We start from the raw sequence: 16283 nt of genomic DNA on the forward strand, positions 1-16283 counted from the left end.
TCACGTTCCAACATATGTATGACAGATCAATACGCTTTCGTAAGGTAATCGTACAGCCTATGCAAGGACCGCTTTTGCTATGCCTTGCAGGACCCAGCAGCACTTGCTTCCATAGTACTCTATTATAAATTGAAAATAAACAATAATTTGTATATTTTACAAACAATCTCCTGTACAATGGGTGCAATAGACCGCATCAGCTTGTTAAACAAGGAGGAAGACTAGCATGGCGAACAGGACAATCCGCTTCATTCTACTAATGGCACTGCTGATACTCAGCGCCTGCAGCCCACAGCCGCGTACCGATGTGAAGCCGGTTCAGGAAGCGGCAGAGCAACCGATAAGCAGCCCTCCAGAAAAAAAGGAATTAGGGAGACCCGGGGAATTTTACGCGTGGTCAGGTAATGAAGTGGAAGGTGACTCGGACGTAATTCTGGGGGACTATTGCTGGAGTGAGAATGGAACTTCCTGCACGGCAGAGTCGGACGATCCAAGAGAGTTAATGTTTGAAGAACGGTATGGCAAAACGAGACCTGGAGAACGAATCCAGTTTTCCATGGCCATCAATCCCACATGGACATGGCTCTCTGAAAATGACCTGAATACCATACAAGGTACCCGAATTGACGTCATTCAAATTTCTGATGGAATTGAAACAAGTTATGAAAACGTCGGAGACCACCTGGATGCACCAATGGAACCCGGATTTTATTTCTATCTGGCGACCGTGACATGGGATCTGGAAGTGAAGGGCCAGGCGAACTATGCCTTTGCGTTTTCGGTATCACCGGACTACTAGGCCTTCATGGTAAAAAACGAGCACCGGATCAGGAACTTCCAGATCAGGTGCTCGATCATCTCAGTCATTTCGGTGAGACAGTTTGCGGAACCGCACAATTCCCGGAACAGGTAACAGTTCCCGAATAGATGACGAGATATCCACCATCGACGGCCTGCTTGGAGACAGGATACAGGGTGCCACTCCAACCCCCTGTGTTATACACTAAGTACGACTTTATGTTGTCCCCTGTCCTATAATTTTTTTGTATGCTCACCACTTTACTAGCCGCTGCGACAATCACTGGTTCCGCAGGGCTCAATTCTGCAAACGACTGGCTTGGCAAACCAAACGACAGTGTCAATGCTAGACCGGCTGCTGCAACCGTACTTACAATTTTTTTCTTCATGATTCATCCTCCATTCTTATTAGCCAGCGAATTGGAATATCACTGGTTAGTGGTATATTCTACAAGTAATTGAAATACCCTCCTATTATCCCAAATAATTATAATTCATTATCTTCTACATGTTATAGTAAGCTCAGATCTTGTTGAAGGGAGGAAAGAAAGTCATGCGTAAGTCATTAACAACCGTCTTTTTACTAATCTCCGTACTCTTTTTACATGCCTGCAGTCCCCAGCCGCGAACTGATGCTCCTCCAGTTCAGGTGAGCGAACAGCAACTGACAGAACACCCTGAAGAGAAAGAGGAGATGAGAAGACCAGCTGATTTGGGTGTATGGACCACTGATAATGCGGCGGCCCAAGTTTTAAGTAATTGGTGTTGGGGGGAGAACGGAGACAGCTGTTCGGTGGAACCCGAGGACCCACGTGAGTTGCTGTCAGGTATGACTTCCGGCCGAATAAAACCTGGCGGCCTGATCCAATTCTCTATGGGGATTAATCCGGCGTGGACTTACCTTTCAGACAACAACGTAGACTCCTTGCTGGATGCCCGGATTGATGTCACGCAAATCTTTAAAGGAGTTGAAACTCGCTATGAAGATGTAGGGCTTAGTTTGACAGCACCGGAAGAGCCTGGTTTGTATTTCTATCTGGCGACTGTAACTTGGGAGAAGGAAATGAAAGGCCAGGCGAATTATGCCTTCGCGTTTTCAGTATCCCCGGACAACTAGGAAAACACGAGAAACATAGAGCATATGAAATGATATCTCGTTTGTGAGGGGAGAGGAAAGGTAGTGATAGACAAACCAATCAGTAGTAGCTTTTATACTGATCACCTTATTCTTTTTACATGCCTGCAGTCCGCAACCACGAACCGAGTTGCCTCCGGTGCAGCCATCCAAAGATGAAAGCGAAAAAAATTTTGAAGAGAAAAGAGAGTTAGGAAGACCAGCAGAGTTCTTCGCTAATGGTGGTAACAAAGCGGAGAATGCTACGTCTGTCATTTTGGGGCAATATTGCTGGAGTGAAAATGGTGAAAGCTGTTCGGTAGAACCGGATGATCCCCAAGATATGATGGCAGATTCCATAACCGGAAAGGTAAAACCAGGCGGTCAACTCTCTTTTTCTGTCGCCATCAACCCTTCCTGGACATGGCTTTCTAAAACGGTCTCGATTCTTGGCAGGGCACCCAGGTCGATATCACCCAATTCTTCAAAGGCAGTGAAACGCATTATGAAAATGTCGGTGATAGCTTTAATATGCCGGAGGAACCCGGGCTGTATTTCTACCTTGCGACCGTGACCTGGGATTTGGAAGTGAAGGGTCAGGCGAACTATGCATTGCCTTTTCGGTTCAATGACTTAGAAATTAGTGTTTTATCATTTGGGTTCATTAATCACCTTGAATTTCTTCTGCTACACCATTAGAGAAGTGCTGAAATTACAAACCAAAAACCGTTCCGGATGATATTCTACCGGAACGGTTTTTCAGTACTATCTATGAAACTGTTGTCTACATCCAATTTCCCAATCTAGTTGTGCCACAATGGTACTCGATAGTTCAATAATTAATATCCGTTAAAAGAAAATTAGAAGTAATATACCTACGATGAAACAGTAGTATGTAAAATAAACCAGTTTCCCGTTTTTCATAATTCCCATAAACCACTTCATCGCAAAATAGGTCATTATAAGTGTTGCGATAAATGCAGCTAAATAAGGAATTGCTAAGTCTGCTTTATTCGGTTCATTTAAAAAGTCAGAAAAACCTAGTATGACTCCTCCGAGGCTTACGGGAATATACAACATAAATGAAAATCGAAGTGCTGTATCTTGTTTCATTCCAACAGCAACTGCTGAAATAATCGTTGCTCCAGAACGACTAATCCCTGGTGTTAATGCAACAGCTTGCCCTAATCCCACTATGAAAGCATCCTTAATAGTAATATCACCCTCGCCTTTATTACCTTTCAGATTACGAATTAACCACAAGGCAATCCCTGTCACGAAAAGCATCACCGCAATCGTTGTCATACTAACACTTTCTGCTATATAATTACTTAATAATATCCCAAGAACACCTGCTGGAATAGTACCAATCACGATAAAGAAAACAAAACGAAAGTCACTCTTATAACGAACATTTTTCGTTTTCAAATAAAGAATGGAATTTAATGCAAGCCTTACGATATCTTTTCTATAAATATAAAGTATCGCAAATAGTGACGCTGTATTTGTTAATATAGCAAAAGTAAATCCTTGTTCACCCAACCCCAAGATTTCACTTGCAATCATTACGTGCCCACTAGATGACACAGGAATTGGTTCTGTAAAGCCTTGAACTAACCCAATAATAATCATTTTTATTATTAATAAACTATCCAAAACTCCCATTTCACCTCTCTCTATCAAAATTGAAGTTGTTTATTTCCTTAAAACAATCTATCCCGTTTGGTGCATAGTGACTTATTAAGCATCTATACCGAAACGGCCATTTAACTATTCCGTCAATCTTAACATACTTTCCATTAATTGAAATACTCTCCAGGAAAAAATATCCTTCAAAAGCATTTGGTGTAGAAATCGCATCTCAATTCCCCACTAAGTTTCATACACAGGTATGATTTAAATTAATTTATTACGATTAGGTTTTTGATAAAAGGGTCTTTTACCCTTATAAGTAGATATCCGAAAACTCATATTTTATCAACTCAACTCTATCCATGTTGTTAGTATAGATTTGATTATTATCACTGCTATCAATTCTTTTAGTAGGAAGTTCTATTGTAAATGTACTCCCTTCATTTAAAGTACTCTTTACACTGATACTGCCTCCATGTAGCTCAGCCAAAGATTTAGCTATGGATAATCCCAATCCAGTACCTTCCGCTATGCGATTTAAACTCCTATTCAATTGCGTAAATTTCTCAAAGATCACATCTACATTCTTTGGGTCTATTCCTATGCCTTCATCTGTTACAGAGATACTTACAGTATGCTTGTCTTTTTCCACTAGCCTGATTAATATGGCTTCACCCGCAATAGAGAATTTAATTGCATTCGAAATTAGGTTAAGTAAAATTCTATCAAATTTAGAAACATCGACCGCCATCATCAGTTCTTCCAAATCCGGGTCAAATACAATTTTGATCCCTTTCGACTTCGTGTATTCTGAAACTGATTCCACAATATCGTCTACAATCCCCACAATATTGTAATTAGATAAGTTTAATTCATACAGTCCCGTTTCTATTTTAGAAATGTCCAATATATTATTTATGAGCCTGGTCAGCCTGTAACAATTCCTTATTGTCATTCTATTTACATTTAGTATATCTTCTCTATAGTCTTCTAAAGAATCATGTTCCAAGTACAAATTCAATAATTGAGCGCCACTGAATATTACAGTTAATGGGGTCTTCAGTTCATGAGAGGTGTTGATAAATAGTTCTTCTTGAGCTTTAAGAAGTTTTGCCATCGCTTTGTTAGCAAGTTCTTCATCAGATATATCTATTCCTAAAGCAATTATCTTTTCTACCTCATTATTTTGATTGATAATAGGCTGAAAAATTGTTTTCGTATGATATGTCTTCCCATCTTTAGTAAACTCAAGTTTATGCAAATATGAGGTTTGAGTTTCAATCGATTTATTAATATCTTGAATCAATTCCTCAACATCTTCGGTTCTATAGTAATTAAAAAAGTCTTTCCCAATTATATCCGATTCTATTTTTATCTCTGGCCATTCTTCTTTAAAGGCTTGAAACGCAAACTGATTGAGATAATTTATTTTATAGTCTTTGTGAGAAAATGATGCATAGTACATAGAAATCTCTTCTACACTTTCTTGCAACGCTGTATATTCTTCATTTTTATAACCTGGTTCTATATTTTTATATGTATACTCTCCGTCCTTATCTAGACTTTTTACGACATCTGACATACTGTCTACTATGAATTCCATTTCACTTCTCTTCTTCATAAGAAGTTTTCTTTCTCGTGTCTTCTCCGTAACGTCATAAAAAGAAATTACTACATACTGCGTTGTCCCATCTCCCCAAATCATTTTTACATTTATATCCCAATACGTAGCTGCTCCGTCAGAACCACGTGATTCTACCTCGAATTCATGAAAGGATGTCCCTTGTTTAAGTACATCTAAAATACTGTTTGAGAATGAAGGATATTTGCCTAGCGGATTGTCAGAAGCAATGTCCATCAAGCACAACGTTGTGATGTAGTTTTGATCATGGCTAAGTAAAATACAATTTGGATAGCTAAATACTGCTGTAGTTCCATTTTTATTCGTTTTACTGCCGCCAAAATTTTTCAACAAGAATTGTAGCGCTAGATTCTTCTGTTCTTCAAAGTAATACACTTTATGGTCTTCTTTATCTAAGATATCAAAGCTAACTTTTACTTCTAATGGCTCGTTATCGCTATTAAAAATATAGGGATAGTATATACCTTTCAGATCCTGGAACGATATTTGATGTTCGGATTTTAATAATCTGTCTAATTCTAGAAGAGATTTCCCAATCAAATCACACTCTTCATAGCCAGTTAAGTGTAAGAAACTTTCGCTCACCCTATATATCATATTATCTTTAGTATAAAGAAGTGGATTTTCAGCTAATCTCTGTAAGCCTTTTGCCATTGTGTATCACCTGCATGTTTTATTTTTATTTTCGTAGACAAGTAGTAGAAGTAGAACCTGTTAATTATTCATCTTTCATGTAAAGGGCGTATCAAAAACCACGGCAGAGATACGTCAAAATGATGGTACAACTGGTTTAATCACATGGCTGAAACCGACTTGGCATACTTCCAAAACTATTGTCTAAAAGGACAATCCCTTATTGGTTTTCATTAAGATTATTTCAAAGCAAGGAGTCCATTTCTTAAAACCTCTATTACTACCTCACTAATTATGGCCTTACTGATGGTTTGCTATAAACTAATAGTGGTTGTTTGCTAAGTATTATAATCTGTCCGAACAAGCATAACACTTATATGTGAATTATCGAATTCCTTTTCAATACCATATTGCTAAAGGAAAACTTCTAATCCCATTATATAAATGTAGGATTAGAAGTTCTGTTCAACTATAACGTATACATTCTATTTCCCTTTATACATAATTTCTCCCGCCACAACAGTCATGACCGTTTTAGCATTCAGCATGTCCTCGCTGTCCACCGTTAGCAAATCCCGATCCAAAATCGTGAAGTCCGCGTCAAAACCTTTTACAATTTTACCGCGACTGTCCACTTTGTCCATAGTCGCTGCACTGCCTGAAGTAAAGAGGGCAACAGATTCATAACGGCTCAGCTTCTCTTCCGGTAGATAACCTTTGTGCGTTTCTCCCTGCTTACGACGATAAGCAGCCGCATAAATTCCTTGCAATGGATCTACTTCTTCGACCGGTGCGTCCGAACCGCCCCCGCAAATGAAGCCACGGTCGATCAGCTTTTTCCACGCGTACGCCCAGTCCATACGATCTTCTCCGAGGCGGTCTTTGGCCCATGGAAAGTCAGATGATACAAACACGGGTTGGATGTCGAGGATAACCTGCAATTTCTCCATACGATCGACCAGTTCCGCACTCAGCACGTTGACGTGAATAATGCGGTCCCGTTTTCCTGCTGCAGGCGGGTTCGCTTCAATTACATCAAGTAATTTCTCCAATGCTTTATCCCCAATCGTATGCACCGCCACGGCTTCCCCATATTTACGTGCAATTGCAACATTTTCACGAATCTCTTCATCCGTCAGAACGGCCATCCCTGAATTCCCTGGGTCATCGGAATACGGTTTACTAAGTAGTGCAGTTCTTCCGCCTAATGCCCCATCGATGAAGAACTTCATCTCTCCCCCATGAATCCACGGTTCGTCATACGTTGCTTCATCTTCCATCAGTAATTGAAAGACAGTAGAACGACGTAACAAATGCGCACGGAATTTCAGCTTGTCCTCCCCAATAACGTTCCGAAATGCTTGAAGCGGATTGCGATAGTCTGCATAATAGCCAAGATCATCCGTCACAGCTCCTGTGATCCCGCGTGCAAGCAAGTCTTCAACGGAAGCTTGTAGCGAACGCGTGAGTGCTGCTTCATCGGGTACTGGAATGACGGCCTCCACCAGATCCGCTGCACCTTCAAGGAGTAAACCAGTCGCTTCCCCTAACTCATCCCTCACAATTGTTCCGTTGCCTGGATCAGGTGTGTCTTTCGTGATACCTGCCAGTTCCAAAGCCTTGGAATTGGCAAGGGCTGCGTGACGACATGTGCGCTTCAAAAACATGGGAGACGTGCTGATGGCGTCCAGCTCAGAGCTGGTCACAACGCGATGGTCCGCGAAGTTGTTTTCATTCCAGCCGTCCGCTGTGAACCATTCGCCTTCAGGATGACTCACAGCTGCTTCCTCCAAACGTCTGAGCATTTGTTCTGCAGACGTTACGTACGACAGGTCCAATTGCAACAATCGACTGCCGTGTCCGATCATATGCATATGGCTATCTATGAATCCCGGATACATGACTGCTCCTTGCAAGTCTACTTCGTGATCTGCTTGTGCACGTAAAGTATCTAACACTCCTACTTCCCGAACCGTCCCGTCTTCCGTTAACACCGCTTCTACCGTCTCGCCTTCTTTTTCCATCGTGTAAATCATGCCGTTATACCAAATCGTCTTCATATCCCCATGCACTCCTTTTCCCTTAGTGTACTCGCCTCGACAATTTGAGGCAATATTCTGCTACAATGAAATCAATAGAATTGAGGAGGAGATCCAAATGGAATTATCGGTTTACTTAGCAGGTGAAATCCACAGCTCTTGGCGTGATGAAATCAAAGAAAAAGCAGCCGCACTTCGGTTGCCCGTCACGTTTTACGGTCCTATGGAAGACCACGACCGTTCGGACAATATCGGGGAAGAAATCCTTGGCACACAACATGACGCTGTCGCAAAAGATGCTGCTGCGTCGAGCTTCAATAACTTACGGACTGAATTGTTACTGAAGAAGTGTGATCTTGTCATTGCACTATTCGGTGAAAAGTATAAGCAATGGAATACGGCAATGGATGCAAGTACAGCAGTTTCGCTAAACAAGCCGCTAATTTTAATCCGCCCGCATGAGCATCACCATGCACTTAAGGAACTCTCTAGAAAATCCCACGCCACTGTGGAAACGCCTGATCAGGCATTAAAAGCACTTAAGTATATATTCGAGTAACCAATCTTTACACAATCTTTACACTACCTTCATACCCCCTCAACACTTCTTCTTTATACTGATGGAGAAGATACAAGAGAGGGGCAGCGCGCATGACTACATTAACGAATTACCGACCGGCTACTCGTTTGCGGGTCGTTGCACAAACCGAAGCGCCCGCAGCGATTTTTACAACGGAAGGTCTGAACGTTTGGTATGGAGATACTCACGCACTAAAAAATATCGATTTAACTATTTTTGAAAACGAAGTGACTGCAATCATTGGTCCATCTGGTTGTGGGAAATCCACCTATTTAAAAACATTGAATCGAATGGTTGAGACCGATCCTGCCGTTCGGATTGCTGGGAGCGCAGCGTTTAAAGACACCGATCTGTTGCACGCCACTGTCGAACGGTTACGCTCTGAAGTCGGAATGGTGTTCCAAAAGCCGAACCCATTCCCGAAATCGATTTACGACAATGTCGCATACGGTCCGAAGCTTCATGGAATCCGTAAAAAGGCGATGTTGGATGAAATCGTAGAAAACAGCCTGAAGAAAGCCGCTCTTTGGGACGAAGTGAAAGATCGCCTAACCTCAAGCGCATTTGGGCTCTCTGGGGGACAACAGCAACGACTGTGTATCGCACGCTCACTCGCTATTGAACCATCTGTCTTACTTATGGATGAGCCAACTTCTGCCCTGGATCCTGTGTCGACCAACAAAGTGGAAGAATTGATCGGTGAATTGAAGAAAGACGTCTCCATTGTTATCGTGACGCACAACATGCAACAAGCTGCACGGATTTCAGATCGCACAGCCTTCTTCTTACACGGCGAAGTGGTGGAATATGATCGTACAGAAGCTATTTTTGAACGGCCATCCAGTCATTTGACGGATGATTATGTAAACGGTCGTTTTGGATGAAACCTAAACGGGCCATTCCCTTCTTATTTGAAGGGAATGGCCCGTTTTTTATTTTTATAAAAGGTGAAAAAACTACTACGCGATTTCAACCGGCGTGATAGAATAGGAGTATCAAATCAGAAGTTAATGAGGTGGACCGTGCGCAGAAAGAGCATTCGTACCTATTATATGAGAATCATTGCAGCGCTCTCGATTGGATTGTTTCTATTACTTGGAGCAGCTTATTTCTATAGCACTTCCATGTTCGAACATCGAAGTGAAAATCTAGAGGCACAAACTGAAAAAGCGAAAGTAATTGGTGAACTCTCCGACAGCATCTCAGATCTCTTTTTTCGAACTCGTGGATTCTATGCATTCAAATTCGAACACGAACTGAAGTTGGCTAATGAAGAACTCCTTAAAATTGACGAGTTAAACAACAGATTGAGTACGATTGAGTTAACAAAGGAAGAACAACAATTCACCACTGAAATTAAAGGGTTCATTTCTAATTTTGAAAAGGTTATTCTACCTAAAGCCATAAAGTTAGTAGACGATGATGACTACGAAGGCTTGCGTGAATTGTCTAGTTCAGGTACAAACCTCTCAGTCAATCAGTTCATCAAATATGCAGACCAATACGAAAAACAGGCACAAGAAGCTCGAGATGAATTTTATCAAAAATCTGAGCGGCAGTTGAATCAGCTCTATGTAGCCATTCTACTCGTAGGAGTTCTTTCACTTTTGTTCCTGATTTTCTTTAGTTGGCGAGTTGTGAGTAAACTCATCTCTCCTATTGAATCTATGACGTCAGCGACCGAACGCTACATGTCTGATCAGGATGTGAATTATGAACCTGAAATCCGAGAAGATGAGCTTGGCTCCCTTTCCCGTTCGTTTGCTGGAATGATGGAAACGATACAGGTGAAGGAACAAGAGTTACTAGCACAAAACGAAGAGCTTTTGTCCCAGCAAGAAGAATTACTCTCACAGCAGGATGAATTATTCGTTCAGAAGAAACAACTCGAGAGTGCTCTCGAAGAAGCGCGCAATTCTAAAATACGATTAGAACGCTATAACGGTCTTAGTCATCAGCTATCCTTTTCGGATGATGCGAAGGGGATTGCAACTTCAACTCTCAACTACTTGGATACCTTGTTTTTGATCGACCATGGAATGATCTACCTGCCCTCGACCGATCAGCATGTGTTACAAGGAGATTTAGATGAGTCTTATGCTAGTTACCCAGATCTGCTGACACAAGCAACAATTGATCGCTTAAAGGCGGAACCTTACTTCCAACTACAACGTGTAGGAGAAGACGGCTCAATCACCTATGAATTTTATGCAGCACCCCATATTAGTGGTCAAACATTTAATGCACTGTTCGTTCTTAGTAGTTCATCACTCGAATTTTCAGTAGAAGATCAGGCAGACTTATTCGCGCTCGCAAGCCGTGTATCCTTTGCAATCGATCGAATCGACCAACATGAACTTATAAGTAAGGAACGGCAACTGAACCAGACGATACTCGATAATCTGGAGGAAGGCATTCAGTTTATCTCCATGGAAGACGCCTCTGTTCAAGTGAACCAGGCGCTATCGACCTTAATGGACCTTCCTTCTGAATCACTTTCTCAGCAGGACTGGAAAGAACGAATGGCTGAACTATCCAGTAATCCAGAGGCACTCATAAGTTTTATAAATACTTCTCTAGAAGACGAAACTCCTGGACTCGCAGAGACAGTCTACACAGTCGAGGGTTCAGAAGCGAAAGTGATTTCTCTTTATGGATCTCCTGTATACTACGAAGGTCAACGGATTGGTACGCTGTTTGTCCACAGAGACATTACTAAAGCATTTGAAGTAGATAAAATGAAAACAGAACTCGTCTCAACAGTGAGTCATGAACTAAGGACTCCGCTTTCAAGTATTCTCGGATTTACCGAATTACTCATCGGTAAAGAGATGGATAGTTCAAGGCGCTCCCGTTATCTCGATGCGATTTATAAAGAAGCAAAACGCCTTACCTCTTTGATCAATGACTTTTTAGACGTGCAACGTATGGAGTCCGGGAACCAGGAATATAGGATGCAAGAAGTGGACATTGCGGACATTGCACAGCAGACCATACAAAACTTCTCATCACAGGATAATCATTCGATAACACTACAAGTGAATGATAAACCAACCATTTGCATGGTGGATCCGGATCGCATTGTTCAAGTTTTCACGAATTTGCTCAGCAATGCGATTAAGTTTTCTCCAGATGGTGGCGATGTACGTGTGACATTTACACAACAAGGGGAACATTTGAAAGTCACCGTCCAGGACAAAGGAATTGGCATTCCGGCGGATGAATTGAAGCATATGTTTGAAAAATTCTATCGTTTCGATAATACGTATAGAAGAAACATCGGAGGAACCGGATTAGGTCTTGCGATATGCCGTAAGATCATTGAAAAACATGGTGGAGAAATAACCGTGCAATCTGAAGAAAATGTTGGCACTGCAGTCAGTTTCACAATTCCTTTAAAACTTTCTCAGACGCGATTGTCAAAGCGCTCCGGCTTACCTGCAATCGTTGTAGTCGAAGATGATGCAAGTATCGCACTGTTATTAGAAGAAGAATTGAAAGCACATGAATATGAAGTTTTCCAATTCCAAGATGTAGCCAGTTCGTTTGCTTACGCGAAGAAGCATCATCCCGACTGTATGGTCATCGACTTAATGCTTAGAGAAGAACTGACCGGCTGGGATTTAATCGGCATGTTGAAGGATGACATCGAGACACGCCACATCCCAATCATAATTTCTTCTGCGTTGGAACGTGAAGAAGAGTTAACGCGCAAGTTTGGAATCAGTCATTACATGACAAAGCCTTATCCGCTTCGAACACTAACAGAAACCGTTGCTGAAACGCTGAAAGTGGATGACGGGCGAATTTTATATCCTACGAAAGATGAGTAACATGAGCCACTGGGTGTGCAGGAAGTTTCCTGCATCGCCCGGTGGCTTTTTTGAGGGGTTGGCCATGGTGAGGGAACGAGTGGGTTGGGTGGGCGGATTCGCCTCTTGCTTGATCACTTTTGGCATTGCTTGAGCAGATTCCCCTCTTGCTTGATCACTTTTGGCATTGCTTGAGCAGATTCCCCTCTTGCTTGATCACTTTTGGCATTACTTGAGTGGATTCGCCTCTTGCTTGATCGGTATTTACTAGTTTCTATGAATCTCCCAGCAGTAAATGCGATGCGAAGCGGAGCACACCAATTAGTCTTGGTTTTGAATCGGGGAAAGATGGATTAGTCGCTAGCATCGATACAAATTGTAAAAGATACCCTGCCATGGGAAACGGGCGGGTTCATCGCCGGAACGAGCGGGTTCACCGTTGAAACGGGCGGGTTCACCGTGGGAACGAGCGGGTTCACCGTTGGAACGAGCGGGTTCACCGCCGGAACGAGCGGGTTCACCGTTGGAACGAGCGGGTTCATCGCCGGAACGAGCGGGTTCACCGTTGGAACGAGCGGGTTCATCGCCGGAACGAGCGGGTTCACCGTTGAAACGAGCGGGTTCATCGCCGGAACGAGCGGGTTCACCGTTGATACGAGCGGGTTCATCGTGGGAACGAGCGGGTTCACCGCCGGAACGAGCGGGTTCACCGCCGGAACGAGCGGGTTCACCGTTGGAACGAGCGGGTTCATCGCCGGAACGAGCGGGTTCATCGCTGATACGAGCGGGTTCACCACTGAAACGGGCGGGTTCACCGCCGGAACGAGCGGGTTCATCGTTGGAACGAGCGGGTTCACCGCCGGAACGAGCGGGTTCAACGCCGGAACGAGCGGGTTCATCGCCGGAACGAGCGGGTTCACCGTTGAAACGAGCGGGTTCATCGTTGGAACGAGCGGGTTCATCGCCGGAACGAGCGGGTTCACCGCTGAAACGAGCGGGTTCAACGCCGGAACGAGCGGGTTCACCGCTGATACGAGCGGGTTGCTCGTTAGGACAAGCCGACTCCTGCCTCCCTTTCATCTTTACACAGTCTTTACACTTCTCCCATACCGCCTTTACACTCCATCCCTATACTAAGAGTTGAAAGGCATACAAAACATAATCAAAGGGGAGAACATTCATTGATCAAATCCATTAAAAAAACCATGCTTATCGGAGTGGCGGCACTTACACTCGCAGCTTGTAGCTCAAAGGATGAAGAGAGTGACACAGCTTCTGCCACTGCTTCAACGGAACTTGAAGGTAGCGTTCTCATCGATGGTTCAGGCACCGTATACCCTCTCATGGCGAAACTCGCTGAAACCTACATGGTAGAAGAACAAGAAGGAGTTTCTGTAGAAGTGAGCCGGGCCGGAACAAGTGCTGGATTCAAGAAATTTCTTGTGAAGGATGGAACAGATTTCAATGATGCTTCACGTAAAATAAAAGATGAAGAGAGTCAGGCTGCAGAGGATGCAGAGATTGAAGTGAAAGAACTCAAACTCGCACTGGACGGCCTCACATTCGTTGTTAATAAAGATAATGATTGGGTGGATCAACTGACACCTGAACAACTTATAAGTATTTTTAAAGCAGATAGTGATGTAACAAAATGGTCTGATTTGGATCCTTCTTGGCCAGACGAAGAAATCAAGGCAATGGGACCTAACGAAAACCACGGGACTTACGAATTCTTCTATGAGAAAGTGTTGGAAGAACAAGATTTAAAGCCTTCCGTTAACTTGCAACAAGACTACTCAACACTCGTCACACTTGTCTCTGAAGACAAGAATGGCATCGCATTCTTTGGATATGGCTATTATGCAGGTAACCAAGAGAAGCTCCAAGCAGTACCTGTAGATTTTGGAGAAGGACCGGTTGAACCGTCTCTTGAAACGATTGCAGAAGACGGTAAATACGCAACATTCACGCGTCCTGTGTTTACGTATTTAAATGTCGGGCACGCAGAAGACAAGCCACAAGTACTCGACTATGCAAAGTATGTTTTAGAGAATGCCAACAAGATGGCCGGTGAAACCGGATTTGCTCCAATTCCCGAATCTGAGAGTAAAGAGAACTTAGACTTCCTGAATACACTCAGCGACAAGTAAATCACCGCCACCCATCGCAGAAAAGGAGGATGTGAGGTTATGACATCTCCATTCCAAGCAAACTCAAGTAGCTCCAGCAACATCCGTGACCTCATCCGTCACAATCAGGATCAGAAGTCTTTTAGAAAAACAATGGAAGTATGGATTCCACGGTTTCTGTTTCTACTAGCATCCCTATCCGTCTTTACGACGGTAGGGATTCTCCTTATTTTATTGACCGAGACTGTTGAATTTTTTAAAGCAGTTCCAATCCTCGATTTCTTTACAGGTACTGTGTTGAAACCATTGAGTCAAACACCCGCCTACGGGATACTTCCACTTGTGATGGGAACCCTGGTTTCATCCGGTATTGCAATCTTAGTTGCCGGTCCAATTGGTCTCATGGCAGCAATCTACTTAAGTGAATATGCTTCACGAAGAGTTCGCAGCATCCTTAAACCTGCTCTTGAATTATTAGCGGGTGTGCCGACAATTGTTTATGGATTCTTCGCTTTCACATTTGTGACGCCATTACTACGTCAATGGATTCCCGGCCTGGAGGCTACGAATATCTTGAGTCCTGGTTTGGTAATGGGAGTGATGATCATTCCTATGATTGCCTCTCTTTCTGAAGATGCGATGCGATCTGTACCTGCAGCAATGCGCGAAGGCTCTGCGGCACTTGGTGCCACCAAATTGGAAACGGCATTGAAAGTGGTCGTTCCTGCCGCACTTTCTGGTATCATCGCCTCATTCGTTCTAGGAATATCACGTGCGCTCGGTGAAACGATGATTGTCGCCATTGCAAGCGGTAGTTCTAAAAACTTCACGTTTGACATTACTGAATCTATGCAAACGATGACTGCTTACATCGTTGAAGTTACTAGTGGTGATGCAGCAGCGGGATCCACGGTCTACTACAGCCTGTATGCAGTTGCGATGACTCTATTCGCAACGACTTTAATCATGAATTTACTTGCTGGGAAAATCGCACGTAAGTTTCGGGAGGTCTATTAATATGCTCCATACCCGACAACCGTCTAGTCCATCCAGAATTCGTTTCCGTCTTCTAGCTGATCGAGCGGCTAAACTAGTGTTTGGTGCTGCGGCTCTATTTGGAATTGTCATCATGGGCATCTTGTTGGCTCGTATCACTTCTGAAGGGCTGAGTTGGCTTTCACTCGACTTTCTAACAGGGCGCTTTTCTACCTCTCCAGAAAAGGCAGGTATTATGGGTGCCGTGCTCGGCACCTTCTGGTTACTTGCCGTTGTTGTTCCTGTAACTATGATCGTGGGAATCGGTTCTGCTGTTTACTTGGAACTCTATTCAAAGAACGGTAAGATCAGAACGTTCATTCAAACCAATATCGCGAATCTTGCTGGCGTTCCTTCGATTGTTTACGGAATTCTAGGTTTAACTGTTTTTGTAAGAGTACTTGGATTTGGAAGTGTCGTGCTCGCTGGAGGACTTACGTTGTCATTACTCATCCTACCAATTGTCATTGTGGCTGCTCAAGAAGCACTACGATCCGTTCCAAGTCAGCTTGGTGATGCCTCTTACGCATTAGGTGGTTCGAAATGGCAAACTATACAGTCAGTGATTTTACCTGTCGCCCTCCCCTCTATTATGACGGGCGCAATTTTAGCTCTTTCAAGAGCTATCGGAGAGACTGCACCGCTTGTCGTACTCGGTATACCTGCGTTACTCATCCCATTCCCAGGAGGAATCTTAGATCGTTTCACAGTGTTACCGATGCAAATCTACTACTGGACATTGGATGCAGCGCTCGTCGCTGATTATGCTCACCTAGCAGCAGCTGCCAGCATTGTATTGCTCATCAGCCTATTCCTCTTAAACGGTTCCGCGATTTACCTGAGAAACAAGTACAGTATGAAAGCATAAC

General features: G+C 43.3%; 13 protein-coding genes. 9 read left to right on the forward strand and 4 right to left on the reverse strand.

The genetic code is table 11. The annotated features are described in order from the left end of the window. The first annotated feature begins 226 nt into the window (after positions 1-226). The gene (locus tag DVB69_RS07675; protein ID WP_116018248.1) at positions 227-799 is read left to right on the forward strand and encodes a hypothetical protein; all 573 of its coding nucleotides are present in this window, start codon (positions 227-229) and stop codon (positions 797-799) included. Positions 800-863: 64 nt separating this feature from the next. Here the strand turns inward: DVB69_RS07675 and DVB69_RS07680 are convergent, their stop codons facing one another. After that, entirely contained in the window at positions 864-1187 is a 324-nt protein-coding gene (locus DVB69_RS07680) for a hypothetical protein (protein WP_116018250.1), read from the reverse strand. A 164-nt stretch (positions 1188-1351) separates the two neighbouring features. Here DVB69_RS07680 and DVB69_RS07685 point away from each other — a divergent pair, with 164 nt between their 5' ends. Further along, positions 1352-1915 carry a hypothetical protein gene (locus tag DVB69_RS07685; protein WP_116018252.1) on the forward strand — a complete coding sequence of 188 codons (564 nt, stop codon included), beginning with the start codon at positions 1352-1354 and terminating at the stop codon, positions 1913-1915. An 846-nt stretch (positions 1916-2761) separates the two neighbouring features. On the opposite strand, the gene DVB69_RS07695 is transcribed toward DVB69_RS07685, so the two are convergent. From DVB69_RS07695 to DVB69_RS07705, 3 genes are all read right to left on the reverse strand, one after another. Then, positions 2762-3577, reverse strand: coding sequence for an undecaprenyl-diphosphate phosphatase (locus DVB69_RS07695; RefSeq protein ID WP_116018256.1), 816 nt, complete (start codon positions 3575-3577; stop codon positions 2762-2764). Positions 3578-3857: 280 nt separating this feature from the next. After that, a complete protein-coding gene (locus tag DVB69_RS07700) occupies positions 3858-5840 on the reverse strand; it encodes a PAS domain-containing sensor histidine kinase (RefSeq protein WP_116018258.1) in 1983 nt (660 codons plus the stop codon). 464 nt (positions 5841-6304) lie between these two features. Beyond that, entirely contained in the window at positions 6305-7879 is a 1575-nt protein-coding gene (locus DVB69_RS07705) for an amidohydrolase (protein ID WP_116018260.1), read from the reverse strand. A 97-nt stretch (positions 7880-7976) separates the two neighbouring features. Between DVB69_RS07705 and DVB69_RS07710 the strand changes: the two genes are divergently transcribed. From DVB69_RS07710 to pstA, 7 genes are all read left to right on the forward strand, one after another. After that, a complete protein-coding gene (locus tag DVB69_RS07710; protein WP_116018262.1) occupies positions 7977-8417 on the forward strand; it encodes a YtoQ family protein in 441 nt (146 codons plus the stop codon). Positions 8418-8509: 92 nt separating this feature from the next. Beyond that, positions 8510-9322 carry a phosphate ABC transporter ATP-binding protein PstB gene (gene pstB / locus DVB69_RS07715; RefSeq protein ID WP_116018264.1) on the forward strand — a complete coding sequence of 271 codons (813 nt, stop codon included), beginning with the start codon at positions 8510-8512 and terminating at the stop codon, positions 9320-9322. 138 nt (positions 9323-9460) lie between these two features. Further along, positions 9461-12271 carry an ATP-binding protein gene (locus DVB69_RS07720; RefSeq protein WP_158541064.1) on the forward strand — a complete coding sequence of 937 codons (2811 nt, stop codon included), beginning with the start codon at positions 9461-9463 and terminating at the stop codon, positions 12269-12271. A 438-nt stretch (positions 12272-12709) separates the two neighbouring features. Then, complete coding sequence (locus DVB69_RS07725; protein WP_199562824.1) at positions 12710-13387, forward strand: hypothetical protein; 678 nt, start codon at positions 12710-12712, stop codon at positions 13385-13387. A gap of 47 nt (positions 13388-13434) precedes the next feature. Further along, positions 13435-14400, forward strand: a complete 966-nt coding sequence (locus DVB69_RS07730; protein WP_370452940.1) for a PstS family phosphate ABC transporter substrate-binding protein — start codon at positions 13435-13437, stop codon at positions 14398-14400. A 39-nt stretch (positions 14401-14439) separates the two neighbouring features. Continuing rightward, entirely contained in the window at positions 14440-15396 is a 957-nt protein-coding gene (gene pstC, locus DVB69_RS07735) for a phosphate ABC transporter permease subunit PstC (RefSeq protein WP_116018268.1), read from the forward strand. Position 15397: 1 nt separating this feature from the next. Continuing rightward, positions 15398-16282 (forward strand): phosphate ABC transporter permease PstA, encoded by an 885-nt coding sequence (gene pstA, locus DVB69_RS07740; RefSeq protein ID WP_116018270.1) that lies wholly within the window; start codon positions 15398-15400, stop codon positions 16280-16282. The last annotated feature ends 1 nt before the right edge of the window (position 16283 follow it).

Source organism: Sporosarcina sp. BI001-red (assembly GCF_003384035.1).
In the GTDB taxonomy this organism is placed as follows: Bacteria; Bacillota; Bacilli; order Bacillales_A; family Planococcaceae; genus Sporosarcina.